Here is a 25,811-nt window from a genome sequence, read left to right on the forward strand (position 1 = left end):
GAGCACTGTGAGCCAGCCGGACCGGGCGAGCTGGTGCTCAGTGCTGTCGACAGGCGCTTCGACAACACTCAGCACCAGCCGGACCGGCCGGTCGTCAGCGCTCCGGCGACAGCACTGAGCACCGGCCGGACCGGCCGGTCGTCAGGGCTATCTCATCTGTCGGACTTCGGCGGGGCTGCTCGAACGGGTTACTACCCCGGGCGATGGATTGCCGTGTCTGCGAGGCTGCACGAAGGTGGGCAACCTCCACGGACGAAGGGTGCATCGATGAGCAATCCCCACCAGATGCCCTATGGGTGGGCGCCGCCGATCACCGACGGCTTCATCCGCGCGCGTCCGCCGGTCACGCCGGGACGGCGGCTGGCGGCGGCGCTGCTCGACGTTCTGCTGATGATCGTGACGCTCGGCGTCGGCTGGCTGGCCTGGGCGATGGTCACCTGGCCCGCCGGTCAGACCCCGGCGAAACGGCTGCTCGGGCAGGTGGTGACCGACAGTGCCACCGGTGTCCCGTTCGGCCGGCGGCGGATGGCGGTCCGGGAGATGTGCCTGAAGCTCGCGCTGAACGTGGTCACGCTCACCGCGTTCGCCTGGGTCGACGGCCTCTTCGCCCTCGGCGACCGCGACCAGCATCGTGCCCTCCACGACCGGATGGCCAACTCGATCGTCGTCGAGCGCTGACCCGGCCGTGGAAGACTCCACAGCCGGGCCCCTCAACGCGCTACCCCGCCGTCCAGAACAGGGCCCGGGCGTACTGCGCGTACAAGCCCTTCGGGTGTGCCCGGAACAACGGCTCGGTCCCGAACAGCACCACATTGCCCCCGCCCGCCGTGGCGCCGGAGACCACCGCTGCCTGCCCGGCGGCCTGTTCCTGCCCGTTGGCGCCGGCCGTGGTCGGCTGCCAGTGGCCGGCGACCAGCGGGTCGGCGCCGTACCGCTGCTCCACGGTGAACCCGGTGCCGGTGAACCAGAGCGGCGAGTAGACGAACGAGTGCGGCAGCGACCCCGCCCCGACGACCGGGCCGGTGTTCACCACGTTGACCACGCCGTTCGCGTCACCGCGTGCGGCGTTCGCGACCGCCGGCAGCAGTTTCGCGGCGGCGTTGAAGGTGGCGCCCGTCGCGCCTCGGGTGACCACGCCGCCGCCGCGGGCGAGGAACGCGTCGACGGTGGCGCGGCCTGTCGCGTTCAGGCCGGTGTACGACAGGCCGGACGAGACGATCAGGGTGTCCACGTCGCTGAGCCCGGCGCCGCCGTTGAGCAGCGCGGTCGAGACGGTCCGGACCGTGAAGCCCATCTCCTTGAGGGCGAACAGCTCGTCGGCCGAGACCGCGCCGGCGATGACCGGCTGATCGAGGACCTCCCCTGCCGGCTTCGTGGGCGCCGCGGTGAACCGTACCCCCAATGATCGGGCCAGCGCGGTGGCCTCGGGCCGCGCCTCGGCCGGGACCACGACGGTGGCCGCGCCGGTACGCCGCAGCTTGATCCCCCGGGCGAGCAGCTCGTTGACCGCCCGCACGTCGTTGCCGTCCTTCAGGGTGAGCTGCAGCGCGCTGCCCTTGCGCGCGTCGACGCCGCCCTGGAGGACGGCTTGCCGGACCGGGGTCGTGGCGACGCGCGGCGCGGCCTTGCGGCTGATGTCGACCTGCGCGCCCCAGAGGAGGCCGAGGCTCCAGCCGGAGATGTCGTACATCTGCGGGACGAGGTCGGAGATGTCCCGGCCGGCCTCCAGAAGCGCGTTCGCGAGGCCGCGCTTCGGCTGGTGCATGTCGACGATGTAGGTGCCGGAGGCGTAGCGCCGCCCGTTCACCGTGAAGCCGTGACGCGCCTTGGTGACCCGCACGTCGTTGGCGATCAGGTGGTTGATCAGGCGGGTCGCGGCGGGTGTCCCGGCCGGGATCACGTAGGCGCGCGGGAACTCGGTCGAGTAACGGTCCTCCGGCCCGAAGCCGTCCACGAAACCGTCCGGGATCTCCGGCGAGGGCGCGCCCACCCAGCCCCGGCGGAACTGTTCGATCTGGCCGGCGAGCAGTGACGACTTGTTGGTGTCCGCGTACGTGAGCGCGGCTTCGATGGTCGCGGCGGCCACGTCCGTGTTGATCTTCGAGCGGCGGCGCAGCTCCTCCACCGGCAGGTTGGTGTAGTCGGCGTTGTTCACCCGCAGCGGGATCTCCACGGTGTGGCCGATGGCGCCCTGGAAGATCGCGTACATCGGGGTGAAGATCGGCGGCCAGTCGTCCCAGTCGCCCGGCGCGTAGTCACGGAACGGGATGTCGGCGCGGGTGGTCTCGGCGTACCCCAGTTTCTGGATCGCCGCCTCCATGCCGAGCGCGTTCGGCAGGGCGTGCTTGATGTAGAGGTCGTACTCGTAGTTCTGCCCGTGCGGCGGGGTGCCCGGCTCGATCAGCGTGGTGCCGGTGTACCCGTGCTCGTCCAGCATCACGAACGGCTGCGTGCCGATCACCACGTCACGGATCGCGCGGGACTCGGGCTGCGAGTTCGTGGCGTAGTCGCGGTTGATGTCGAAACCGGCGCCGTTCGCCCGGGTGCCGGCGACCCGCCCGTCCGGGTTGTTCGTGACCGTCACGTAGACGCGGCTCTTCTTCAGGAACGCGACGGTCTTCGCGTCGGTCGCCGTGGCCAGTCTCTCGATCACGCGGAGAGCGCCGTCGGTGCCCTCCCACTCGTTGCCGTGGATGTTCGCGTTGATCCAGACCGGCGTCTTGTACCCGGCTTTCAGGTGACCGTCCCGCTGGGCCGCCCACGGGTTGTCCTCGATCATCGCCTTCCAGCGATCCTGCCGGGCCGTCTCGGCCGCCGATTCCGGCGCGGTCACCGTGACCAGGTAAAGATCCCGGCCTCCGGCCGATTTCCCGATCACCTCGGCGGAGACCTTGTCGGAGGCCTTCTGCAGGGCGTTCAATTTCGGCGCGATCCCGTGGTACGGGATGAGCCCCAGCTTGATCGACCGATCATCCGGGTTCTCGGGGTAGACGCTGAGGGTGTTCTGGCGCGGATAGCCCCGCTTCCCCGGCTTCCAGCCGGTCCCCGAGCCCGCGCCGGTGATCCCCGCGCCGGCGACCTCCGCGCCGTTGATCGACAGGCTTCGCGCCGACGCGTTCTCCAGCGCGGCGACCTCGTTGCGTTCCGGACCGTTGCCGAAGTCCCTGCTCGCCTGCACCCTGTCCGGGTCGCCCGGTGCGGCGGCAGCAGCAGGATCGGCGAGCAGCGCCGCGGTCAGCAGCGCGGTGCCGAATCCGGCAAGCGTTCGTGACAAGTCCACAAAGCACCTCCGTTGGGATTCCCCTGACCCTCTCCGGAGCAGCAACGGATGCGCAATGATCTATGCGGACGATTCTTGTTCTTAACCGAGTTACCGCAAGATCACATCGAGCCCGCGCTCGAAGATCTCGTCGTCGTCCCGCTCCGGCCCGGCCAGGTGGCGCGACGCCACGAGCGTCGGACAGGCCGCGGTCACATGCCGGCGCGCCGCCTCCCGATCCGCAGCGCTCGACGCCCGCCACGTCGCCTCGGTCAGCGCCGCCCCGATCACATAGTTCGCCAGCAGCCGGGTGGCCACGGTCAATTCGCGATCTTTCAGCCCGCCGCGCGACAGCGCCTCCTGCAGGAACTCGGTGCGCGCCAGCACGTTCGGCCCGAGCATCGGCCGCCCGATCAGCGCGGCCGCCCAGGGATGGTCGAGCATGGCGCGGCGCCAGCCCCGCACGAGGGTACGGGCATCGGCCCGCCACTCCGTCTTCTCCGGGATCGGAACCGCCCCGAAGACGTGATCGACGGCCAGATCGAGGACGTCGTCCCTGGTCTCCACATGCCAGTAGAGCGCGGTGGAGGTGACCCCGAGCGCCGCCGCCAGCCGCCGCATGGTGAGCCCGTCGACCCCCTCGGCATCGAGCAGCCCCACTGCGGCCACCGTGATCGACTCCCGGCTGAGCTGGGGTTGCCGGCGCCGCCGGTCAGGTTCGGGCCGGAGCCATACCGAGGTCATGCCTGTTAGATTAACGTCGGTAAGTCAAATTATCACCGTTCAAGGAGGCGTGTCGTGCCCCTGATACGCGTGCGATTGGAGACCGACCGGTCGACGGCCCGCAAGGTGATGGCCCTGCACCTGGCCGGCCGCGCCCATGCCGAGTCCCGCGAGGCAGCCCGCGAGTGGGTGTGGTCCCACGGCCGCACCCCGGCAGCCGACCCGATCTTCGTGGGAGTCACCAACGGCGAGCCGGTGCACCTGCTCTACGACGTGGAGGTCCACCTGGAGGCCGGTCCCTGAGGCACAGCCGGTTCGAGACGCCCGTCGGGGTACAGCCGATAGTTGAGCCGGAGAAGCACGGATGCCAGCCCGTCCGCCCAATCCATCAGGGACCCGGTGTCGAACTTCGCCGCAAGCGCGACGATGTGCGGGAGGCTCTCCGCGTCGACGGTGGCGACGAGGCGATCTCTCAATTTGCTGCCCGGTATGGAGTAGACGCGGTAGAACGACTCGGGAAGCTCGATCCTCAGCACTCGGCCGACCGTGGCGTTGCACGTGAGCGCGCTCACGACCTCAACGAATCGCTCATCCGACGACGCAAGCACCGGCGTGAATCGCTCCAGCGCCGACCACAGCAAGTCTGCTATCGAGTCGAGCCGCGTATCGGGCACCAGAAGGATGGACCGATACAGGTTGGCGACATCCCGTCCATCGGTCGAATCCGCGGACGAGATGAAGTCAGCAACCTGGTTCACCACGAAGTCGGTGAGCCCGATATCGACAAGCACCCTCGCCTGGCGGCTCACCAGTCCGAAATCCAGGTCCTTGCTCAGCAGTCGCCGCCGGAAGGAGTTCCGGACATCCCGGCGAGCACGGTGGTCACCATCATGAGCGAGTAGCACCGCCAAGGCCTCCGTCATGTCGGCGCGTGCCACGAGTCCGTTCCGCAGGAGGTCCCGGATCAGCTCAGAGCGGGTCGGAGCCACGTCGAGCAGATCGAACGTGTTCCAACTGATCTCTCCTCGGCTCGCAAGGAACCGACTTGTCACCGCGGACTGGATTGCGTCGGTCCAGAAGGGGGCGAGCTTGGATTTCAGCTCCTCCGACGGGTAGATCCGCAATTCAGCGATGGCATCCGCGACAACGGATTCCTCGCCGGGCCTGTGCAGGCCGAGGATCCCCAGCAGATAGTCCGTGCCACCGATAATACTCGCCTGCCCAACCGCCGCGGCTGCCCGTACCGCTTCTGCCAGATCGTAGGCATTCTGCTGCGCTGCCACCTTCGCACACACCGCGCCGACCGCCGCCGTCGCGAAGTCATCTTTACCTTTCTTGGCCTCGAGTACCCGAGGCAATAGCACCCTGACCCAGTCGAGAGCGACCTCACCATCGACGTCACCGAGGGTTCGGAGGAAATCGTCGAGACCATAATGGTAGGCCGGTAGCTCACCGTCGGCTGCCAGCCTCTCCACTCCTTTAAGCGCGAGCACACCCGCCGACCGGAACCCCCGCTCATGGGCACCCTGCAGAATAAAGGACGAAGCCGGTGAGAAATCTCCGCCGATCGCCTGGTCGAGGACACTGGCAACGAACGACTCGTCACCGCATTGCCCTATGACACGGCCGATCGAGAAGCGAGCACCAAGATCCACATCCTTGCTCAGGAAACGGCCCGAGATCTCATTCAATCTATTTTTCTCGCCTAGCACCACCAGAATCCGTAACGCCTGATCGACAGTCTCGGTGTAAGCAGATGACTGCGCGATCTGCCACAGGGATTCCGAGATCCTCCCTCGCAGTTCTGGGTGCCGGATTCGCGGGGCAGCGAGGAGGCATTCGCCCATCAGCAGCAGATCACGGTGGACGACATCGTCGTCGGGGACCAGCGGCACTGTCAGCGGAGCGTCCCGGTCGGTGATCCCGGCGATGCCCAGAAGGAGATCCGTGGCGTCGGACATGCGGCCGGCCAGCAGCAGAAGCACCTCCTCCCACCACGGATCATGGCGGTGTGCCAGGAGGTGGTCGCGCGTCTCGGAGAAGTGCTCGTTGGCCCAGACCGCCGCAAAATATTCCTGGATGGTCAGGTGCCAGAAGCCGTACCACCCGGTCGCCTGCTCCTTGACGAGACCGTAGTTCGCCGCGATCTCCTTCAGCACATCCGCCGGGCTTGCATCGCTGAGACCGATGGTCGGGAGGAAGGCGCGAATCATCGAGAGGACCTCGGACTCGGGAAAGTAGCGTTTGCCCTGGACGTGGAAGTGCCAGGCCAACTCTTCCATCAGGTCGCGCTTACGGTCCGTGGTGAACTGTGAGTAACGGCGAATGCCGCGCTTGGAGTCCCATTCCTTCAGGAGGACCTCCACGCAGCGGTTGTAGAGCTCGGATCTCCGCTCGGGCAACTCGAGATCGTTCTCGTAGACGATCGCGATCAACGACAGGATCAAGGGATTCGCTGCCAGGGTCTTCATCCGCACGTTGCGGTTGAGGGAATTGACCAGGTCGCGGAACTCGGGCTGCCGCCCGGCGAACCAGTTCTCCAGGAAGCGCCGGCTCTGATCCCACGTGAAGTCGAGCACCTCCAGGATCTGAAACCGGTCGAGACCGCCATTGAACCCCGCCCGGCGGCAGGTGACCGCGATCGGCGCCTTCGGGTAGCGCGCGCACAGGCGCGAGATCTCACCTGCCGCTTTGCGGTACGCGTCGGTAGCCTGGGCGGCTTCGGATCCGCCGAGCACCTCGTCGAGGCCGTCGAAGAGCAGCGCTGCCGTCCCGTTGGTGAGCCGCTCACGCACGTAGTCACCGGCGCCCGCGAAGCCGTACTTGTCGGCGCAGTCCTTGATGGCGAACTCCAGGATGTCCGCCATCCCGCTGTCGATGAAACGCCGCAATTCCACGAAGATCGGGACTCCGGTGAGGCCGCTGATCTCGCCCTTGCAGATGCGGAACGCCAGGTGCTTGAGCATCGTCGTCTTGCCGGCGCCGGGGTCACCCAGGACGACAACGTGCTGATATCGGGTCAGCGCGTCCTCCGGCGGCACGGCCTCCGCGTGTTTCGCGACGGTTCGCGCAGCGGTCGCGTCGAGCAGGGCGGCCGGGTGGCCCGCGGCCAACGCCTCTATCTCCTCCTCGGCGACATAGCGCCGCGACTCGTCTTCACGAATCTTGACCTGGACGTAGAGGGCGTTCAGGTCGAGCGGCTTCGCCATGTCCAGGACCCGGAGCGCCTTCAACTCGGAGATCAGCGAGGCCTTGTACTCGAGGGCGGTACGCTCCCGGTCGTCGGCGGCCAGCAGCAGGCGCCGCTGCTTCGCCTCCTCGGTCTTCTGCTCGGCCTCCGCGGCCGCGGTCTGCTGCTGACGGGACTCCCACTTCGCCCGTTCCCGTGCGAGCCGGTCGTCGGCCTCGGCTCGCTCCTGCGCGAGTCGTCGCTGGAAGTGCATGGTGAGGTAGGTGACGAGGAATCCGACAAGCGTGATCGCGCCGATGATGTAGGCGGCAACCACCTCGGGTGACTGCCAGACGGACTCGGTCGCCGGCACGGCACTCCCGCTGGGAGACGGGACGAGGGCATACACGCGGGTCCTCCCGGGGCACGGTCCGCCATGGTCGGCGTAGTGTCCGGCAACGGCACCGTTCGTGGTGTCAGGTAGCGGACACCACCGACAGGGTGCAGCGGGCGTTGCGGACGACGGCCAGGTCGACCATGCGGCCTCGGGCGTCCAGGCACACCCCGCCGCCCGCCGCCTCGAAGCGTTGCACCAGGTCGCGGGCCTCGGCCACCTCGTCCGGGGACGGGGTGAAGACCTCGTGGACCACCGGGATCTGGGCCGGGTGGATGCACGCCCGGCCGCGGAAACCGAGCCGTTTCAGCGCGAGCGTGCTGCGGCGCAGGGAGTCCAGGTCGCGGAAGTCGGTGGTGACCGCTGCGGCGGGCGGTTCGATGCCGGCTGCGGCGGAGGCGAGCACCACGGCGGAGCGTACGAGAAGAAGCTCCCTCTCGTCCTCACCCGGGGTGACCCCCAGTTCCGCCGCCAGATCGGCTTCGCCGATCTGCAACCGGGTCACCCGCGGCGCGCTGGCGATGGCGGCCGCGGCCAGGAGGGCCTGCGGCGTCTCCAGCAGGGGTACGAGTCCGAGCCCACCCGCCGGATCGACGGCATCCAGCACGCCGGCGAGCGCCGCCAGCTGACCGAGATCGGCTTTGGCCACGACCAGCCCCCGCACAGCCGGGCCGGCCGCCGTCACCACCGCGCGCGAGTCCGCCACCCCCTGCGGACCGGCGTTGACCCGGACGAAGACCGGCGCGCCGGGATCCTGATCGGTCAGCCAGGCGGCCACCGCATCGCGGGCGGCGGGCTTCTCCGCGGGCGGGACCGCGTCCTCCAGGTCCACGATCACCGCGTCGGCGCCGCGGCTCAGCGCGGACTCCAGCATCCGCGGGCGGTTGCCGGGCACGTAGAGGAAGGATCTCATCCGATCGACGCCTTCCCGGCGAGCAGCGCGCGGGCGATCACGACGCGCTGGATGTCGTTGGTGCCCTCGCCGATCATCATGAGCGGGGCGTCCCGGTAGAGGCGTTCCACCACGAACTCCTTGGAGTACCCGTACCCGCCGTGCACCTGCATCGAGGTGAGCGCGCAGAACACGGCCGCCTCGGAGGCGAACGCCTTCGCCATCCCGGCCTCCATGTCGACCCGGTGGCCGCCGTCGGCCCGTGACGCGGCCCAGTAGACGAGCAGCCGGGCCGCCTGGACCTGCGCCGCCATCTCGGCGATCTTGAGCTGGATCGCCTGGAAGCCGCCGATCGGCTTGCCGAACGCGTGCCGCTCACCGGCGTAGCGCAGCGCCTCGTCGTAGGCCGCCTGTGCGATGCCGAGCGCGCGGGCCGCCACGTTGATCCGGCCGGTCTCCAGGCCGGAGAGCACCTGCTGCATGCCACGTCCCTCGACGCCGCCGAGCAACCGGGTCGCCGGGACCCGCGCGTCCTCGAGCAGCACCTCGCAGGACTCGGTGCCCTTGTATCCCAGTTTGGGCAGGTCACGCTCGACGGTGAAACCGGGTGTGCCGGCCTCGACCAGGATCACCGACATGCCCTTGTGCGCGGGTTCCGCGGAGGCGTCCGTCTTGCAGAGGACCGGCAGCGGATCGGCGTGCCGGGCGTTGGTGATCCACGTCTTGCGGCCGTTCAGCACGTAGTGGTCGCCGTCCCGGACCGCCGTCGTCGTGATGCCCTGCAGGTCGGTGCCGGCGTCCGGCTCGGTCAGGGCGATGCCGGTGCGGCGCTTCCCGGTCGCCAGGTCGGGGAGATAGCGGGCCTTCTGGTCGGCGGTGCCGTGGCGGGCCACGAGCCAGCAGGACAGGGAGTGACTGCCGAGGATTCCGGCGATCCCCATCCAGCCCTTGGCGATCTCCTCGAAGGTGAGCGCGAAACTCACCATGTCGGCGCCGAGGCCGCCGTACTCCTCCGGCACCGTGAGACCGAAAAGGCCCATCTCCCGCATCGTCTCGACGATCTCGGTGGGGTACCGGCCGGACGCCTCCCACTCGCCGGCCACCGGGCGGATCTCCCGGTCGACGAAGTCGCGCAGCACGTCGCGGAACATCCGCTGCTCGTCGGAAAGCTCGAAATCCATGATCACTCCGGAGGGGCGAGAGGACGGAACACGGCAAGTCCGTCGCGCCAGGTGAGCCGCACCGGCTGGTCACAGCGCGGCTCATCGACGTCGACCAGGTGGGTGAGGACGATCGGGCCCTCGGCGAGGCGGACCCGGGCGAGCATGTACGGCACGTCGGCGCGGTGGACGACCGTGAAACTGTCCACGGTTCCGGTCCCGGCGGCCTCCACGGACCAGAGGTCGTCACCGCCGCACGAGACGCAGATCGGTCGCGGGTAGTGCTGATATCTCCGGCACGAGCGGCAGAACTGCAGGACGAGCGTCACCGATCCACCCCCAGCAGCACGGTGGCGTGACTGGAGAAGATCCCGCCGGTGCCGTGCGCGAGCGCCACCGACGCGCCGGGCACCTGCCGCGCCCCGCACTCCCCGCGCAGCTGCCGCACCGCCTCCACCAGCAGCAGCACCCCGAACTGCCCGGGGTGGCAGTAGGCGAGCCCGCCGCCCTGCGTGTTGTGCGGCACGGTCGCGCCGAGTCCGGCGCCCGGCTCGGCGAACCCGAGGGCCTCCAGCCCCAGCGGCACCGAGACGGTGAACGCGTCGTACAGCTGCACCACGTCGACGTCGGATGGCTGGAGACCGGCCCTCGCGAACGCCCGCTGACCGGAGTCGATCGCGCCGGTCCGCAGCAGGTCGGCGGCGGTCGCCATCCCGGTGTGCGTGAGCGACTCGCCGTACCCGAGGACGACGACCGGGGGCCGGGGCAGGTCGCGGGCCCGGTCCAGGGACGTCAGCACCACCGCGCCGCCACCGTCGGTGACCAGGCAGCAGTCCAGTTTGCCGAGCGGGCTGGAGATCATCGGCGAGGCCAGGACGTCGTCGACGGTGAGCGGGCCCATCCGGTAGGTCCAGGCCGCCGGATTGCGCCGGGCACGCTCCCGGGCGGCCACCGCGACGGTCGCCAGGTCGGCCCGATCCAGCCCGTAGGTGTGCAGGTATCGCTGGGCGGTCATGGCGTAGTACGAGATCGGGTAGAGCGGCCGGTAGGGCGCCTCCCACTCCGCCTCCGGGGTGCCCTCCTCGTGGACCCCGGTCACCGAGCGGCTGCGGGCGGAGCGCTGGTTGCTCGCGTAGGAGATGACCACGGTGGCGCACTGGCCGGCCTCGATGGCCTGGACGGCTCGGGCCACGTACATCTCGAAGACCGCGCCGCCCGCGAAGCTGGAGTCGCTCCACGCCGGCTGCAGTCCCAGATGGTCCGCGAGCTGGGTCGCCGAGAAGCGCGAGATGCCGTTCGTGGCGATGCCGTCGACGTCGGCCAGGGTCAGCCCCGCGTCGGCGAGGGCGCGCGTGACGGCCTGCGTCTGCAGTTCGAGGATCGACTTCCCGGTACGGCCGAGGTCGCACTCGGCCGCGCCGGCGATGGCGACGCCGGTCATGGCAGGGTCAGCGTGGCCGAGGCCGGGGCGACCGCGATCCGCCCGTCCTCGACCACCTCGACGCGCAGGTCCACCTCGACCCGGGAATCGGCACGCACGAAGGACCCCAGGCAGCGGATCGTCTCCCCGGCGAAGACCGGGTTCGTGAAGCGGAACGACAAGGCGCTGATCACCGCCTCCGGGCCGAACCACTCCCGCAGCGCGATCGCCAGATAGGCCCCGAAGACCTGCCCGTCCACCACCGGCCGGTCCAGGCCGCGCTCGGCGAGATAGGCGGGGTCGTAGTGCAGCCGGTGCCAGTCCCAGGTCGCCCCGGCGTAAGCGATCATGTCCGGCAGCTCGATGCGGCGGACGAACAGCAGCTCATCGCTCGACATGGATCAGCGACTCCTCGTTCACGGCGAGCACCAGGTCGTGCTGGTCGGTGTAGGTGGCGACCGAGGTGACCACGAGCATCCGCCGGCCGCCGCCGGTGACCCGCTCGGTGATGCCGGCGAGCCGCCAGCGGGCGGTCACGACCGTGGTCGGCAGGACCGGCCGCTCGAACCGGTAGGAGTTGCCGCCGCGGACCAGGCGGGTGCCGGGCACGTCGAGGTGCCAGCCGTGACCGGCGTACCCGTCGGCGTCCCGAGGCAGGTTCGCGTACTGGTTCGTCTCGCAGATCAGCGTGGGCGGCGCGACGTCGCCGGCCAGGTGCGCCGGATCGGTGTCGCCGGTGGCGAGCGCGAAGTACCGGATCGCGGCCCGGCCCAGCGGCTCGGGCGCGGTGTAGACCACCTCCTCGCCGATCCGGGCGATCAGCGCGTCGGTAAGCAGGGGCACGGCAGCATCAGTCGCGGCAGGATCACCCATGGCAGCATCACTCATGACAGCACCGCCGTCGGCACGGTCTCCAGGAGGAACTCGGCCCGCAGCAGCGCCGAGCAGACCACCGCGGTGACCGCCGCGTTCGGGAAGTGCTTCTCGCGCAGCGCCCGGGTGGCGTCGTAGGAGCCGGCCGCGGCCGGCGTCAGGTACTCGACGAGCGCCGTCACGTGCTCCCCGGTCGCGCCCGCCTCGGCGAGGACGGTCTCGATGCTCGCGTAGACGAACGCGGTCTGCGCGGCCAGGTCACCGTCGTGCAGCGCGACCTGGGTGACCGGGTCGAGCGCGCCGAACCCGGCGAGATAGATCGTGTCGCCGGCCCGGACCGCGGGCTTGTAGGTGAGCGTGTCGTACCGCTGCCAGCCGGGATTGAGCACGGTCAGCTCGCCGGTGGCGGCCACCGCGTCCAGGGAGACCCGGGCGCCCCGGGCCACCGGCACGTCCACCAGGATCCCGGCCGCGCCCGGGTGCACCGGACCGGGCAGCAGTTCCCTGCGGGGCCGCCCGCACCGCGGGTACTCCGCGCGGGTGGCGGTGGCCGTGTAGTCGACGGTCCGGACCAGCGCGTCCAGGCCGAGACCGGCGACGGCCAGCAGCTCACCGGTCCGTTCCAGGCACCATCGGTACTGCTCGCGGAAGTCCCCCGACGTGGTGTGCACGCTCGGCAGGTGGACGACGCCGCCGGCGACCCGCAGCACGTCGTCCCCGGATTCCAGCAGCTCACCGCCTCCGGGATGGGCGATGACCCCGACCGCGTAGGGCGCGTCGGCGCCGACCACCGCCTCGACCGGCACCCGGGACACCGGCACACGGTCACCCCCGAGAGCCTGCGCCCGCTCGCTGTCCAGGGTCAGCGAGCTGAGCGTGACGTACTCGGTCACGTGGACGATGTCCCGCACGGTGAGCCCGGCCGCCTCCAGCGCGGCGCCCACCAGCGGGTAGCCGGGCACCGCCGGCAGATACACGGTCATGTCAGGCACCCTTCGACAGCGTCCAGCAGGGCGACCGGGCCGGTGGCCTCGCGGACGGAACGGAAACCGGGTCCGAGGTTGGCGGCGGCCTTGGTGTGCGCTCCCCCGCCGGTCGAGCGCTCCACCCGGGACACCCGGCCGTCCGCCTCGACGATGCCGGGGGCGTCGGCCGCGACCACGCCGGGATCGGCGGTCAGCACGGTGATCCGGGCGGCCAGACCGAGCACGTCCGGCCGGTCCAGGTCGGTGAACGTGTCCAGGTCCACCCAGCCGTCCACGATCATCGCGGCGACGCACCAGTAGACGCTGAACTTGGCCTCGTAGGCGCTGCGTGGGCGGCGCTTCTCCGGCCCGGCGACGATCGGCACGGCGTCCGGGTGCAGCGTGACGGTGAGCGCGGCCGGGGCGCTGCCGGTGAACTCGCCGGCCGCGTCGATCGAGGCGTGGGTGAGCCGGCAGGCCGGATAGGGCTTGATCTCGATCCGGGTGGTCTCCCAGCGCTCGCCCAGCCCGCCGGTCAGCACGCCGGCGTCCGGGTCCCGGCCGGCCAGGGCCCGGAACAGCCCGTAGGCGCCGTCGAGAGCGCCGGCCGGTCCGCTCGCGCCGGCCGCGGCGAGCCGCGCCGCCATGATGCCGTTCGCCACCGCGGTGCCCGGGTGCAGCTGTTTGGTGGCGGCCGGGCTGTGCAGGAACTCCAGCAGCCCGCTCGCGCCGCTGGCCGCGATGCCGATCGCGCTGGTCAGCGTCGCGGCGTCCAGGCCGAGCAGCTTCCCGGCCGTGACCGCCGCCGCGACCGGTCCGCAGATCGCCGTGGCGTGCAGGCCCCGCGCGTGGAACGCGTGCGGCGCGGCGGCGCCGAGCCGGCAGACCACCTCGAGGCCCGCGACCAGGGCGGTGATCATCTCGCTGCCGCGCGCCCCGGTCTGTTCCCCGACAGCCAGGGCCACGGGTACGGTCACCGCGCTCGCGTGGACCAGGCCGCCCGCGTGGGTGTCGTCGAAATCGAGCGCATGCACGGCGACCGCGTTGCCGAACGCGGCGGCGACCGCGCTCAGCCGTTCCCCGGTGAACAGGCGCGCCTCGGGTGGGCCGCCGAGCCCGCGCGCGACGGTGAGCGCGGGATCGGCGGCGGCTCTGCGGATGCCCGCGACGGCGCATCCCACGGCGTCGGCGAGGTGGTCACGCGCCGCCTCGGCAACGGGTCCCGGCAGGTCGTCGTGGGTGAGTCCGGCGACCCACCCGGCCAGCGTGACAGCGGCCGGGGCGGTCACCCGTCCTCCCGGCCGAACGCGCCCGCCGCACGGAGCGCGGCGAGGTGCTGCGGCGAATAGCCGAGCAGCTCGGACACGTACCCCAGATCCTCTCCTCGCCGGGGCGCCCGGCGATGAGCCGGCGGCTGATCGCCGACCCGGACCGGCGAAGCGACCTGGCGCACGGTGCCGTAGCGGGGGTGCTCGGTCTCCACGATCAGGTCACGGGCGAGGGTGTGCGGGTCGCGCAGAGCGGCCGGCACGTCGTTGACCGGCCCGCACGGGATGCCGGCCGGTTCCAGGACGGCCAGCCAGTCGGCGGTCACCCGGGTCGCGAAGACGCCCTCCAGCAGCGGCAGCAGCTCGGCCGCGTGCTCGCGCCGGGCGGCGAACGTGGCGAACCGCGGCTCGGAGAGGATCTCCACGTTCAGCACGGTGACCAGCCGCTGCCAGAACTTCTCCTTGGCGCAGCCCACCACCACCCAGCCGTCGGCGGTCGGGAAGAGCTGGAACGGCACGAGCGACGGGTGCGCGGAGTACCGGGTGCGTTCCGGGGCGAACCCGGCGTTGAGGTGCCAGGTGGCGGGGTAGGTGAGCATGCCGATCGCGGTGTCGAACAGGCTCAGGTCGCAGTCCATGCCGCGGCCGTCCCGGCGGGCCGCGTGCACCCCGGCGAGCAGGGCGATGGCGGCGACGAACCCGCCCGAGTAGTCCACGATCGACAGCCCGGACTTGGCCGGCGGCCCGCCCGGCTCGCCGGTCAGGTCCATCCAGCCGGCCAGGCCCTGCAGGATGTAGTCGTAACCGGGCTGGCCGGCGCGCGGCCCGGTCATCCCGAAGCCGGTCAGTGAGCAGCAGACGATGCTCGGGTTGAGGTGCTGGAGCTGGTCGTAGGTGATGCCGATCTTCGCGGGGACGTCGCCGCGCAGGTTGGAGTAGACCGCGTCGGCGTGCGCCACCAGGTCCTCGAAGACCTCGCGGCCGGCCGGGGTGGCGAGGTCGAGCGAGAGCGACCGCTTGTTCCGGTTGAACGTCTCGAAGAAGAGCGAGTCCTCGCCCTCGGCGTACGGCGGAACGTACCGGCCGACGTCGCCGCCGGTGCCCGGCTCCTCGATCTTGATGACGTCGGCGCCGAGGTCGGCCAGGTGCACCGAGCCGAACGGCCCGGCGCCGTACTGCTCGACCGCGATGATCCGGATGTCCTCGAGTGGTCTCATCGCAGGCTACCTACCAGGGTGAGCAGGCCTTCCTGAGCGTGCCGGGTCTCGTCGGCCGGCAGGCCGTAGGAGGGCGCGGACAGTTTGAGCGCACCGGCCAGGCCGTCGTAGGCGGCGATCCTGGAGCGGCACTGGCCGGGGGTGCCGGCGATGGTGTACGCGTCGACCATCGCTTCCGGGACGAGGTCACCGAGGTCGTCGGCGGAGCGGCCGCCGCGCAGGGCCGCTGACGCCTTCTCGGTGACGGCGCCGAACCCGGCGTGCCGGAACATCTCGGCGTATGACCTGACCGAGGCGTAGAAGCCGACCACGTTCGCGGCCCGGCGGCGTGCCTCGCGCGGATCGTCGTCGACCGAGCAGCAGGCCGCCGCGACCACGTCGAAATCGTCCCGGCGCGCGCTCCGCAGGGTCGGCAGGATGCGGTCACGCAGGTCGGCCGGCGGGCACAGCTCGTGGCCGATCCACCCATCGGCGGTCTGCGCCGCGAGGGCCACCATCGCCGGGCCGACGCCGGCCAGGTAGATCGGGATGTGCTCGCGGACCGGCGGGTAGGGCCGGCGCCACCCCCGTACCCGGATCGACCGGACGCCCTTGTGGGTGACCGGGTCGCCGCCCGCCAGCACCTTGCGGACGATCTCCACGGTGTCCCGCAGCCGGGGCAGCGGGCGCTCGAACGGCACCCCGTGCCAGTCCTGGTTGAGCCGGGCCACGCCGGTGCCCAGCCCGAGCCGGAACCGGCCCTCGGCGAGCTCGTCCAGATCGGCCGCGGCGATCGCGGTGAGCATCGCGGACCGGGCGAACGCCAGCGCGATCCCGGTGCCGACCCCGATCCGGGACTCGCCGCCGGCCGCCTTGCTGGTGCCGGTGGCCAGGGCGGCGGCCGTGGTGAACGCGCTGCGGTGCAGCTCCGGCGCCCAGACCACGCCCGCGCCGGCCGACTCGGCAGCCCGGGCCGCGGTGACCAGCTCGGCCATCGTCTCGCCCCAGGGCTGCAGGTCCAGCCTCATCGGTCCGCGGCGGGTCCGTGGCCGCGTTTGTAGGTGAGCATCGTCCGGGTCCAGGTGATGACGTCGACGCCGTCCTGGTTGAAGCCGGCGGTGGACACCGTGACGATTCCCGCGTACGGCCGGGACCGCGACTCACGCAGCTCGAGAACCGTGGATCGGGCGTAGACGGTGTCGCCCACGAAGACCGGGTGGGGCATCCGGATCTCTTCCCAGCCCAGGTTGGCGAACGCGTGCTGGCTGACGTCCGGCACCGACAGGCCGGTCACGATCGCGACCGTGAGCGTCGAGTTGACCAGGAGCTTCCGGTACGGCGTACCCGCCGCGTAGTCGGCGTTGAAGTGACTCTGATTGGTGTTCAGCGTCAGGAGCGTGAACCACGTGTTGTCGGCCTCGGAGATGGTGCGGCCGAGCGGGTGGCGGTACGTGTCGCCGACGGTGAAGTCTTCGTAATAGCGGCCGAGCATGGGGCGAAGCTAGCACTTGTTTCGCACAGTGGAAAGGTGTTTCCATCTAGGCCATGCTCGAAGCGTTCCTCTACCTGCACATCGTGCTCATGGTCTTCTGGCTCGGCGGGGACCTCGGCGTCTTCTACTCCAGCCGTTACGTGATCAAGCCCGACCTGCCGCCCGCCGCCCGGCTCACCGCGCTGAAGATCATGCTGGGTCTGGACCTCGGGCCGAAGATCTGCCTGATCCTGTTCCTGCCCAGCGGCCTCACGCTGATCTCGCTGGACGCGCACGGCGGCTCGCTCTGGGGCGTGAAGCTGCTGCCCTGGTGGCTGCTCGTGCCGCTGTGGATCGGGGCGTTCGCCTGGGTGTGGCTGATGTGGACCGACCACCACGAGCCGGGAGAACACCCTCTGGTGCGCCGGGTGGACCACGCGATCCGGATCGCGGTGATCGCGGGCATGGCCGGGGCGGGCGTCTTCACGCTCGTCGTCAGCGAGCCGTTCGGGGTGACCACCGATCCGAAGTGGCTCGGCGCCAAGGTGCTGCTCTACGCGATCGCCATCGCGGCCGGGCTCGGCATCCGGCGCACGCTCAAGCCGTTCGGCCCGGCGTTCGGGGCGGTCATGGCCGGGAAGCCGGACACCCGGGTGGAGGCAACCGTGACGAGCAGTGTGAACGGCTGCCTCCCCTACGTCTGGGTGATCTGGGGGTCGGTGCTGCTGGCCGGCCTCCTCGGTGTCGCGAAGCCGCTCGCGAACCTCTAGCGGGGCTGGTAGCCGAGCTGGGCGGAGATGCGGGCGGCCGCCTCCTGGAGGTCGGCCACCGCGCCGGCGTCGCTCTCCGGTTTGAAGCGGAGCGCCGGCCCGGCCAGGCTGATCACGGCGACCACCCGGGCGTCGTGGTCGAAGATCGGGGCGGCGATCGACGCCGCGCCGGCCTGGCGTTCGCCGAGCGACGTCGCGTATCCCCGCTTGCGGACCGAGGCCAGGTCCTTGCGCAGTTTGGCCGGGTCGGTGATCGTCTTGTCGGTGACCGCTTCGAGGGGGTGCCGGGAGAGATAGGCCTCCACCTCGAAGTCCGGCAGGAACGCGAGGAACGCCTTCGACGAGGCGCCCGCGTTGAGCGGGAACGGGATGCCGAGGCTCACCTCGAGTCGCAGCTCCTGGTCCGGCACGACCTGGTCGACGTAAAGGCGGGTGTCGCCGCGCCGCAGCGACAGGGTGGCCGTCTCCTGGGTGCGCCCGGAGAGGTGTTTGAGCTCCGGCGCGGCCATCGCGCGCACGTCGGTGCGGGCCAGGTAGGCCCGGCCGAGCGCGACAGCGGCGTGGCCCAGCGCGTACCGCCGGGTGGCCGGGTCGACGGTGATCAGCTCGCGGCTGCGCAGCGCGGTGAGGATGCGGTGCACCGCGGCCTTGGTCAGGCCCAGCGCGGTGGCGATCTCGGTGACGCCGAGATCCGGCTGATCGGCGCGCCCGAAGTAGAGCAGGACGTCCATGGCGCGCTCGACGGCGGCGATGGAACGCGACTGACCCTCGTCCTCGGCCGCGGCCGGCGCGGCCGGCGGCACGGTTCGGCTGGACACTGGTCGGCTGGGCACTGGGAAATCCCCCCGGAACAGGAACGGAACAAACTTGGCCGAAGCCTAGCCTGCCATTTCGCACCGCGAAACGCTGTACCGCTCCGATGTTGACAGCACTCCCGACCGTCGTTACGTTCGGTGTAACACCGTTTCCCAAGGCGAAACAGCGAGCAAAGGGGAGCACGAAGTGCCGGTCGACAGCACGACGTTCCGTTCCGTGCTCGGGCAGTGGCCCAGCGGCGTCTGCGTGGTGACCACCGCCGGCCCGACCGGTGTGCACGGAATGACCGCCAGTTCATTCTCCTCGGTGAGCCTCGATCCCCCGCTCGTGTCGGTCTGCCTCGGCAACCATCTGCCCAGCCGGGCACTCCTGGGCGAGGCGGGCAAGTTCGCCCTCAGCTTCCTCGGCAAGGACCAGGCGCACATCGGGCGCCGGTTCGCCGGGCAGGAACGCGGCATCAGCGACCGGTTCGCCGGGCTGGACTGGACCATCACGCCGAACGGCTGCCCGGTGCTCAGCGACGCGGTGGCCTGGCTGGACTGCCGGGTCGCGCACGCGTACCCGGGCGGCGACCACACCATCTTCGTCGGCGAGGTGACCGAGGCCGCGCTGCCCCGGATCATCTCGCCGCTGCTGTTCCACTCGCGGAACTGGGGCCAGGTCGCCCAGCCGCTGCCGGACACCGTCCAGGTCCGCGACCTCGCCTCTCCCCCCGACGGCCTGCGGTTCGAGTTCTTCGCCGCCGGGCGCGACAGCCTGCCCTCACCGGAACGGGTCATCGCGGCGCGGAAGGCCGGTGACTGCGTCGTCGGGTACGTCACCGACGCGTTCGACCCGGACCGCGAGGACGAGGTGCTCGCCACCGTGGCCGCCCTGCGCGCGCTCGGCTGCGACGAGATCGGCTGCGTCGAGTCCGACGTCGCACCCGCCTCGCCGCTGCAGGTCGCCCGGATCCTCCAGGACGCGAGCGTCCTGGTCCGCCCGGCCGTGCTCCGCGTCCGGCTCGCCGGGCACAACCGTCTCGCCCTGGTCAACGCGCTCGTCGCGATGAAGAACGGGGTCTCGCACTTCGACGTGGTCGCACCCGGCGCCGGCTCGCCCGGCCTGCCGCTCGACGACCTGCTCCACCTGTCCCGCCAACTCGAGGTGGCCGGGCCCGTCGACCAGCGGCCCAGCGACGCCGACCTCGCCCAGATCAGGGAGTGACAGCATGGCCGACCGACTCATCGGCGAGAAACTCGTCGACGACATGACCGTCGAGGAGAAGTCCCGCGCGGCCCTCGTCGAGCAGGTCCTGCCGGCACTGCGCGCCAGAGCCGAGCAGGCCGACGCCGACGGCGCCTTCCCGCGCGAGCACATCGACGTGCTCCGCGAGGCCGGGCTGCTCGGGCTGATCGTCCCCGAGGAGTACGGCGGTCTCGGCGGCACGCTGCGTGACCTCGCCGCGGCGACGTACGCGATGGGCAGCGCCTGCCCGTCCACCGCGCTCGCCTTCTTCTTCCACAACACCTCGGCCTCCCGCGGCCTGCTGCCGCTGGAGGCGATCGAGGCCGGCCTCTTCGCCGACGAGGAGGTCCCGGTCGTGACGGCGTTCGCCGAGCGGGTGCTGCGCCTGATGTCCGGCGGCACCTGGCTGGCGAACTTCGCCAGCGAGTCGGTGAAGAGCAGCGGCGCGAACATCGCGATCGCCACCACCGCCGTGCCGGCCACCCGCGACGGCGTCGCCGGCTGGGAGCTCACCGGCGAGAAGTCGTTCGGCTGCGCCACCGGCATCGCCGACTACTACCTGGTCACCGCCCGCCTGGACGGCTACGACACGGCCGAGGGCCTGGTCATGTTCCTGGTGCCGCGGGAGGCGCCGGGTGTCACCGAGCGCCCGTTCTGGGACGGCCTCGGCATGCGCGGCTCGGCCAACCACGGCATCAAGCTGAACGGCGTCTTCATCCCGCAGGAGGACGCGCTCACGGTCCCCGGCGCGTTCGTGAAGATGCTGCAGTGCAGCCGGGGCAGCTTCGTCGGCAACCAGCTGGCGATCACCGCGGTCTACGTGGGCGCGGCGCAGGGCGTCTACGACGACACCCTGGAGCGGCTCACCACGAAGACGTTCGCCGACACCGGACGACCGGTAGCCGAGTCGCCGATGCATCAGGTGATCATCGGCGACATGACGGAATCCCTGGAGCGCGCGTACCTGTGGCTGCGCCGGCAGCTGCTGCTGGAGACGGTCGAGCCACCCATCGCCACCAAGTCCGAGGTGTACGCGCAGTGGCGCATCGCCAAGGGCTCGATCTGCCAGGCCGCGTTCGACGTGGCGCTCGGCGCGTTCAAGGCGTCCGGGACCTCCGGCGCCACGATGAACGGCGTGGTCGGCCGTGCGCTGCGGGACCTGGCGATGGGCCTGGTCATGACGTTCCCGCCGGAGCGGGGGCGCCTGGAGGCCGCCTCGGTGATCACCAGCAACAAGGCGAACGAGCTGTTCACGAGCGTGGCCTCATGAGAGATCTGGTCGACGGGGCGTGGGCCTCCTGCGACATCGAGATCGGCGTCCACCTGGAGAACCCGGCCACCGGCGAGGTGATCGGCCCGGCGCTCGCCTCCGGCGCGGAGCGCGTGGAACAGGCGATCGCGGCAGCCGACCGGCTCGGCGCGTGGACTGCCGGGCCATCCGAGCGAGCGGACATCCTGGAGAAGGTGGCAGCCGCCGTCGCCGGCGCCGCGCCGGAGATCGTCGCCCTGGAGAGCCGGGCGACAGGCGTGCCGATCCGGCAGACCACCCCGCTCGGCATGATCCTGGCCGGGGCGTTCGCGCTGGCCGCCGACCAGCTCCGGACCGGCCTGCTGACCAGCGCCACCACCCGCGAGGACGGACGCGAGGTGCTCGTCGAGCGCCTGCCCTGGGGACCGGCCGCCTGCCTGGTCCCGTGGAACGCCCCGGCGCCGATGGCCGCGCACAAGGTCGCCAACGCGCTCGCAGCCGGCTGCCCGGTGATCCTCAAGCCCAGCGAGTACGCGCCGTTCGGCGCCGAGCGGCTCGCCGTCGCGATCCACGGGGCGCTGCGCGAGGCGGGCGCTCCGCCCGCGCTCTTCCAACTGCTGCACGGCGGCGCGGGCGTCGGCGCCCGGATCGTCGGCGACCCGCGGATCCGGGCCGTCTCGTTCACCGGCGGACTCGCCGGCGGGCGGGCCGTCGCCGCCGCCTGCGCCTACGACATCAAACCCGTCCAGCTGGAACTCGGCGGCAACAACGCGCTGATCGTGATGCCGGACGCCGACGAGGACGCCGCCGCCCGCGCCGCCGCCGACCTGCTCACCACGCTGAACGGGCAGTGGTGCCGGGCCCTCGGCCGCCTGATCGTCCCGGCCGGCCGGGAGCAGGCCCTCGTCGACGCGATCCTGCGCAGAGTCGAGACCCTGGTGACCGGCGACCCCGCCGACGAGGCCACCGACTACGGCCCGCTGATCCATTCCGGGCACCGCGCCACGGTGATCAAGGCGCGTGACGGACTGGGCGGCACGGTGCACGAGGCCACCCTCGACGGACCGGGCAACACCCTGGCGCCGGCGCTGGTCACCGGCGCGGATCCGGCGGACACCGTGGACGAGATCTTCGGCCCGGTCGCCGCGGTGCACGGCTATCGGGATCTCGACGAGGCGGTCCGGCTGGCCAACGGCACCCGGTACGGCCTGGAGGGCTACGTGATCGGCGCCGACGAGGAACAGGCCCTGGCGACCGCGCGGCGGGTCCGGGCCGGCGAGGTGAAGGTCAACGGCTCCTCGATCATGAGCCTGCACCTGTTCACCCCGCGCCCGGCCTGGGGCATCTCCGGGTACTCCGAGGAGGGCACCGCCGAGACCCTGCTCTTCTTCACCAACCCGCGGGTCGTCGGCGTCGAGGGCGGCTTCGCGCTGCACTCCCGCCAAGAGCCGCACTCCCGCGAATGACGGCGAGAGCCCTGCGGGCGTTGCTCGCCCAGAAGACGGTCACCCACATGCCGGGCGTCTACGACCCGGTCACCGCGGCGCTCGCGGTCCGGGCCGGGCACTGCGGCGTGCACCTGTCCGGCGCGGCCGTCGCGGCGGTCGCGCTGGGCCGGCCCGACCTCGGGTACGTGCACGGCACGCAGATCGCCGAGCGGGCCGCCACCCTGATCCCCGCGCTGACCGGGGTGCCGCTGCTGGCCGACGCGGACACCGGGTACGGCAATCCGCTGCACGCGGTCTGGACCGGTCTCGCGTACGCCCGGGCCGGCATCTCCGGCCTGCACCTGGAGGACCAGGTCAACCCGAAGCGCTGCGGGCACCTGGCCGGCAAGGAGGTGATCGACGCGAGCCTCGCCGCCGCCAAGATCTCCGCCCTGGCCGATCACGTGCCGCACCTGGCGCTGATCGCGCGGACCGACGCCTACACCGGTCACGGGCTCACCGAGACGATCGGGCGGCTCCGGCAGTACGCCGAGGCCGGGGCGGACGCGATCTTCCCGGAAGGTGTCGACGATCTCGGCGAGCTGGCCGCGATCCATCGGGCGCTTCCCGGCGTACCCATCGTCGTCAATCGGTCGGAAGCCGGCGGCGAACCACCCGCGGTGACCGACGACGAGCTTGCCGCCGCCGGTGTCCGCCTCGTCCTGCATCCGGTCGCCGCGCTGCTGGCCGCCATGCGCGCCGCGTCGCTCGCCTACCGGGCCATCGCCGAGGAGGGCACCGCCGCGGCGGTCGAGCGGATGCCCTGGTCCGGCTTCACCGCGCTGGTCGGCCAGGACGAGGCCCTCGATCTCGACGCCCACTACGTCCCCCGGGGAGCACATCCGTGAAACGCATCCTGGTCGCCGGCGCCGGACCGGTCGGGCTCACCGCGGCCCTCGCGCTCGCCCGGCGAGGGTTCGCGGTGACCGTCCTGGAGGCCGGTGACGAGCTCGCCGCCGAGTCCCGGGCCTCCACCTTCCACCCGCCGACCCTGGAGATGCTCGACGAGCTCGGGGTCGGCGCGGAACTGCAGGCGCTCGGGCTGGTCTCGCCGACCTTCGCCTACCGTGACCGGCGGGCCGGGCTGGTCGCGATGCTGGACCTCGCGGTGCTCGCCGGGGACACCCGTTACCCCTACCGGGTGCAGTGCGAGCAGTCCAAGCTCACCCCGATCCTGCTCGGCCACCTCCTGCGCCTTCCGCAGACCGAGATCCGGTACGGCTGGCCGGTCGCCGAGCTGATCATGAATCTGGACGGTGTGGTCGCCATCAGCGCGGACGGCCGGACGGCCGAGGGCGACTGGCTGATCGGCGCGGACGGCGCCCACTCGGCGGTCCGCAAGGCCACCGGCGTGACGTTCGACGGCATCACGTACCCGGAACGGTTCCTCGTCGCCTCGGTCGACGAGGAGCTCACCGGCTGGCTCGACGACCTGGCCGCGGTCAACTACGTCTTCGACCCGGTCGAGTGGTGCGTGCTGCTGCGCACCCCGGACCACTGGCGGGTGCTGCTGCCCACGCCCGTCGACACACCCGACGACGAGGAGCACGCCCGCCTCGACAGCAGGCTGCGCGGTGTCGTCGATCCGGGCCGGCCGTGGCGGATCGCGCACGCCAGCATGTACCGGGTCCACCAGCGGGTCGCCACGTCCTTCCGGACCGGCCGGGTGCTGCTCGCCGGCGACGCCGCGCACGTGAACAACCCGCTCGGCGGGCTCGGCATGAACTCCGGCATCCACGACGCGATCGCCTACGCTTCCGCGATCGCCACCGGTGACGACGCCGCGATCTGGGACACGGCGGCCGGCCGCCGCCGGATCGCCCTGGAATACGTGCAGAGCGTCTCGCACCAGAACTACGAGCGCCTGCGCGCCACCGACCCGGACGCCCGCGCCGCCCACCTGGACTCGCTGCGCGCCATCGCCGCCGACCCGGCCAAGGCCCGCGCCGCCCTGCTCCGCAGTTCCATGATCGCCTCCCTGCGCCCGGTGGCCGCATGATCGCCTCGCTTCGACGGGAGAACCCCGCACGTTTCTCCGAGATCGTCGGAACCGTGCCGGTGTCCTCGCCGGACGCCGTGGACGAGGTCGTGCGCTGGGCCGACGCGGAACAGCGTGCCTGGGCCGCCCGGCCGCTCACCGATCGGCTCGCCGCGCTGACCCGCGCCGCGGCGGCGATCGAGGACGCGATCGAGGAGCTGGCCCCGCTGCTGGCCCGCGAGTCCGGCAAGGTGGTCGGCGACTGCCGCGGTGAGCTGGGCTTCGCGGTCCGCTATCTGCGATGGGTGGTCCAGCACGCCCCCGAGGTGTACGGGGACCGCGAACTCGACGACGACCTGGGCCGGCTCGTGGAGCGGCGCAGACCGTTCGGCGTCGTCGCCGCGGTCACACCGTGGAACGCCCCGGTCATCCTCGCCATGCTGAAGATCGCGCCGGCCCTGGCCGCCGGCAACGCGATCGTGGTCAAGCCGTCGCCGCTGGCGCCGCTCACCGTCGACCGGGTGATCGCCCTCTTCGACGCGCCGATCCATGCCGTCCACGGTGGTGCGGAGACCGGGGCGGCGCTGGTCGGGCACGAGCTGGTCCGCAAGGTGGCGTTCACCGGCGGGACGGCCGGCGGGCGGGCGGTCGCGGCACTCGCCGGCGACCGGCTCACCCCGACCGTGATGGAGCTCGGCGGCAACGATCCGGCCGTCCTGCTCGACGACGCGTCCTTCGACGACGACGCCATGGACCGGCTGGTCATGGCGAGCTTCGCCACCAGCGGGCAGGTGTGCATGGCGGCGAAACGGCTCTACGTGCCGCAGTCACGTCTCGCGGCGTTCGTCGACGCGTACACCCGCGCCGCGGACCGGGTCCTGACGACCGGCGACCCCCTCGCCCCCGGCGTCACGATGGGCCCGGTGATCTCCGCCGCCGCGCAGCGTGCCGCGCAGGCGCTGACCCCGCCCGGCGCGATCCCGCTCGGCCGCTTCGAGGCGGACCCGGCCACCGGCTACTTCGTACGTCCCACGCTTGTCGCCGCCCCCGATCCGGACGCGCCGCTGGTCATCGAGGAGCAGTTCGCCCCGGTCGTGCCGGTCCTCGGCTACCCCGACGAGAAGACCGTGCTGACCTGGGCGAACGCCGGCGAGCTCGGCCTCGGCGCCTCGGTGTGGAGCGCCGACGAGGAGCAAGCGTTCGCGTTCGCCCGCCGGTTCGAGGCAGGCTTCACGTTCGTCAACACCCACAACCGCACCGGGATGAGCCTGCGCGCCCCGTTCGGCGGCGTGAAGCGGTCCGGCTGGGGCCGCGAGTACGCGCACGAGGGCCTCACCGAGTACGTCCAGACCTGCGTCATCCACGCCCCCGCCGCGTTCCGCCCGGGCACCGCCACACCCCCGGGCGGCCCCTCCGCCTACCCCACCGGGTGAGCCCCGGCCCACCGGGTGATGCCCGGCCTGCCCGCTGCGGCCGGCCCGCACCCGGTGATGC

24 protein-coding genes are annotated in these 25,811 nt (G+C 71.4%); 9 read left to right on the forward strand and 15 right to left on the reverse strand.

Going from position 1 to position 25,811, the window contains the following annotated elements; translation table 11 throughout:
- Positions 1–267: 267 nt before the first annotated feature.
- Positions 268–678 carry an RDD family protein gene (locus tag AMIS_RS28040; protein ID WP_014445806.1) on the forward strand — a complete coding sequence of 137 codons (411 nt, stop codon included), beginning with the start codon at positions 268–270 and terminating at the stop codon, positions 676–678.
- 40 nt (positions 679–718) lie between these two features.
- Here AMIS_RS28040 and AMIS_RS28045 read toward each other — a convergent pair whose 3' ends face one another.
- Both AMIS_RS28045 and AMIS_RS28050 read right to left on the reverse strand, forming a co-directional pair.
- A complete protein-coding gene (locus AMIS_RS28045) occupies positions 719–3,280 on the reverse strand; it encodes a M14 family zinc carboxypeptidase (protein ID WP_014445807.1) in 2,562 nt (853 codons plus the stop codon).
- Positions 3,281–3,370: 90 nt separating this feature from the next.
- Entirely contained in the window at positions 3,371–4,003 is a 633-nt protein-coding gene (locus AMIS_RS28050; protein ID WP_014445808.1) for a TetR/AcrR family transcriptional regulator C-terminal domain-containing protein, read from the reverse strand.
- 54 nt (positions 4,004–4,057) lie between these two features.
- Here AMIS_RS28050 and AMIS_RS28055 point away from each other — a divergent pair, with 54 nt between their 5' ends.
- Positions 4,058–4,285 (forward strand): hypothetical protein, encoded by a 228-nt coding sequence (locus tag AMIS_RS28055; RefSeq protein WP_041830110.1) that lies wholly within the window; start codon positions 4,058–4,060, stop codon positions 4,283–4,285.
- On the opposite strand, the gene AMIS_RS28060 is transcribed toward AMIS_RS28055, so the two are convergent.
- From AMIS_RS28060 to AMIS_RS28115, 12 genes are all read right to left on the reverse strand, one after another.
- Positions 4,249–7,524, reverse strand: coding sequence for an NACHT domain-containing protein (locus AMIS_RS28060; RefSeq protein ID WP_157435113.1), 3,276 nt, complete (start codon positions 7,522–7,524; stop codon positions 4,249–4,251). The genes AMIS_RS28055 and AMIS_RS28060 overlap by 37 nt on opposite strands.
- A gap of 103 nt (positions 7,525–7,627) precedes the next feature.
- Positions 7,628–8,458, reverse strand: coding sequence for an HpcH/HpaI aldolase/citrate lyase family protein (locus AMIS_RS28065; protein ID WP_014445811.1), 831 nt, complete (start codon positions 8,456–8,458; stop codon positions 7,628–7,630).
- Positions 8,455–9,618 carry an acyl-CoA dehydrogenase family protein gene (locus tag AMIS_RS28070; protein ID WP_041830111.1) on the reverse strand — a complete coding sequence of 388 codons (1,164 nt, stop codon included), beginning with the start codon at positions 9,616–9,618 and terminating at the stop codon, positions 8,455–8,457. Before AMIS_RS28070 ends, AMIS_RS28065 begins: the two co-directional genes overlap by 4 nt.
- Positions 9,619–9,620: 2 nt before the next feature.
- Positions 9,621–9,926 (reverse strand): Zn-ribbon domain-containing OB-fold protein, encoded by a 306-nt coding sequence (locus AMIS_RS28075; RefSeq protein ID WP_014445813.1) that lies wholly within the window; start codon positions 9,924–9,926, stop codon positions 9,621–9,623.
- Positions 9,923–11,038, reverse strand: coding sequence for a thiolase C-terminal domain-containing protein (locus AMIS_RS28080; protein ID WP_014445814.1), 1,116 nt, complete (start codon positions 11,036–11,038; stop codon positions 9,923–9,925). Before AMIS_RS28080 ends, AMIS_RS28075 begins: the two co-directional genes overlap by 4 nt.
- Positions 11,035–11,415, reverse strand: coding sequence for a MaoC/PaaZ C-terminal domain-containing protein (locus tag AMIS_RS28085; RefSeq protein WP_014445815.1), 381 nt, complete (start codon positions 11,413–11,415; stop codon positions 11,035–11,037). The genes AMIS_RS28080 and AMIS_RS28085 overlap by 4 nt, the downstream gene beginning before the upstream one ends.
- The gene (locus tag AMIS_RS28090; protein ID WP_014445816.1) at positions 11,402–11,905 is read right to left on the reverse strand and encodes an FAS1-like dehydratase domain-containing protein; all 504 of its coding nucleotides are present in this window, start codon (positions 11,903–11,905) and stop codon (positions 11,402–11,404) included. Before AMIS_RS28090 ends, AMIS_RS28085 begins: the two co-directional genes overlap by 14 nt.
- Positions 11,902–12,873, reverse strand: a complete 972-nt coding sequence (locus tag AMIS_RS28095; RefSeq protein ID WP_014445817.1) for a RidA family protein — start codon at positions 12,871–12,873, stop codon at positions 11,902–11,904. The genes AMIS_RS28090 and AMIS_RS28095 overlap by 4 nt, the downstream gene beginning before the upstream one ends.
- On the reverse strand, positions 12,870–14,144 hold the full coding sequence (locus AMIS_RS28100; RefSeq protein WP_014445818.1) for an MmgE/PrpD family protein: 1,275 nt from the start codon (positions 14,142–14,144) through the stop codon (positions 12,870–12,872). Before AMIS_RS28100 ends, AMIS_RS28095 begins: the two co-directional genes overlap by 4 nt.
- Positions 14,141–15,340, reverse strand: coding sequence for a CaiB/BaiF CoA transferase family protein (locus AMIS_RS28105; RefSeq protein WP_014445819.1), 1,200 nt, complete (start codon positions 15,338–15,340; stop codon positions 14,141–14,143). Before AMIS_RS28105 ends, AMIS_RS28100 begins: the two co-directional genes overlap by 4 nt.
- Positions 15,337–16,347: an LLM class flavin-dependent oxidoreductase gene (locus AMIS_RS28110; protein WP_014445820.1), complete on the reverse strand. Its 1,011-nt coding sequence runs from the start codon at positions 16,345–16,347 to the stop codon at positions 15,337–15,339. Before AMIS_RS28110 ends, AMIS_RS28105 begins: the two co-directional genes overlap by 4 nt.
- The gene (locus AMIS_RS28115; protein WP_014445821.1) at positions 16,344–16,811 is read right to left on the reverse strand and encodes a MaoC family dehydratase; all 468 of its coding nucleotides are present in this window, start codon (positions 16,809–16,811) and stop codon (positions 16,344–16,346) included. The genes AMIS_RS28110 and AMIS_RS28115 overlap by 4 nt, the downstream gene beginning before the upstream one ends.
- Before the next feature lie 53 nt (positions 16,812–16,864).
- Between AMIS_RS28115 and AMIS_RS28120 the strand changes: the two genes are divergently transcribed.
- Positions 16,865–17,560: a hypothetical protein gene (locus tag AMIS_RS28120; protein WP_014445822.1), complete on the forward strand. Its 696-nt coding sequence runs from the start codon at positions 16,865–16,867 to the stop codon at positions 17,558–17,560.
- Here the strand turns inward: AMIS_RS28120 and AMIS_RS28125 are convergent.
- Positions 17,557–18,393, reverse strand: a complete 837-nt coding sequence (locus AMIS_RS28125; protein WP_231859111.1) for an IclR family transcriptional regulator — start codon at positions 18,391–18,393, stop codon at positions 17,557–17,559. The two genes, AMIS_RS28120 and AMIS_RS28125, sit on opposite strands and share 4 nt — an antisense overlap.
- Positions 18,394–18,562: 169 nt before the next feature.
- On the opposite strand from AMIS_RS28125, the gene AMIS_RS40875 reads away from it, so the two are divergent.
- From AMIS_RS40875 to AMIS_RS28155, 6 genes are read left to right on the forward strand one after another with little or no spacing between them, the layout of a single operon-like run.
- Complete coding sequence (locus tag AMIS_RS40875; protein ID WP_014445824.1) at positions 18,563–19,582, forward strand: flavin reductase; 1,020 nt, start codon at positions 18,563–18,565, stop codon at positions 19,580–19,582.
- Between the two features lie 4 nt (positions 19,583–19,586).
- Positions 19,587–20,873 (forward strand): acyl-CoA dehydrogenase family protein, encoded by a 1,287-nt coding sequence (locus AMIS_RS28135; protein WP_014445825.1) that lies wholly within the window; start codon positions 19,587–19,589, stop codon positions 20,871–20,873.
- Positions 20,870–22,318, forward strand: a complete 1,449-nt coding sequence (locus AMIS_RS28140) for an aldehyde dehydrogenase family protein (protein WP_014445826.1) — start codon at positions 20,870–20,872, stop codon at positions 22,316–22,318. Before AMIS_RS28135 ends, AMIS_RS28140 begins: the two co-directional genes overlap by 4 nt.
- Entirely contained in the window at positions 22,315–23,187 is an 873-nt protein-coding gene (locus tag AMIS_RS28145) for an isocitrate lyase/PEP mutase family protein (RefSeq protein WP_014445827.1), read from the forward strand. Before AMIS_RS28140 ends, AMIS_RS28145 begins: the two co-directional genes overlap by 4 nt.
- Positions 23,184–24,338, forward strand: a complete 1,155-nt coding sequence (locus tag AMIS_RS28150; RefSeq protein WP_014445828.1) for an FAD-dependent oxidoreductase — start codon at positions 23,184–23,186, stop codon at positions 24,336–24,338. The genes AMIS_RS28145 and AMIS_RS28150 overlap by 4 nt, the downstream gene beginning before the upstream one ends.
- Positions 24,335–25,750, forward strand: coding sequence for an aldehyde dehydrogenase family protein (locus AMIS_RS28155; protein ID WP_014445829.1), 1,416 nt, complete (start codon positions 24,335–24,337; stop codon positions 25,748–25,750). The genes AMIS_RS28150 and AMIS_RS28155 overlap by 4 nt, the downstream gene beginning before the upstream one ends.
- Positions 25,751–25,811: the final 61 nt, after the last annotated feature.

The sequence above is a fragment of the Actinoplanes missouriensis 431 genome (assembly GCF_000284295.1).
Classification (GTDB): domain Bacteria; phylum Actinomycetota; class Actinomycetes; order Mycobacteriales; family Micromonosporaceae; genus Actinoplanes; species Actinoplanes missouriensis.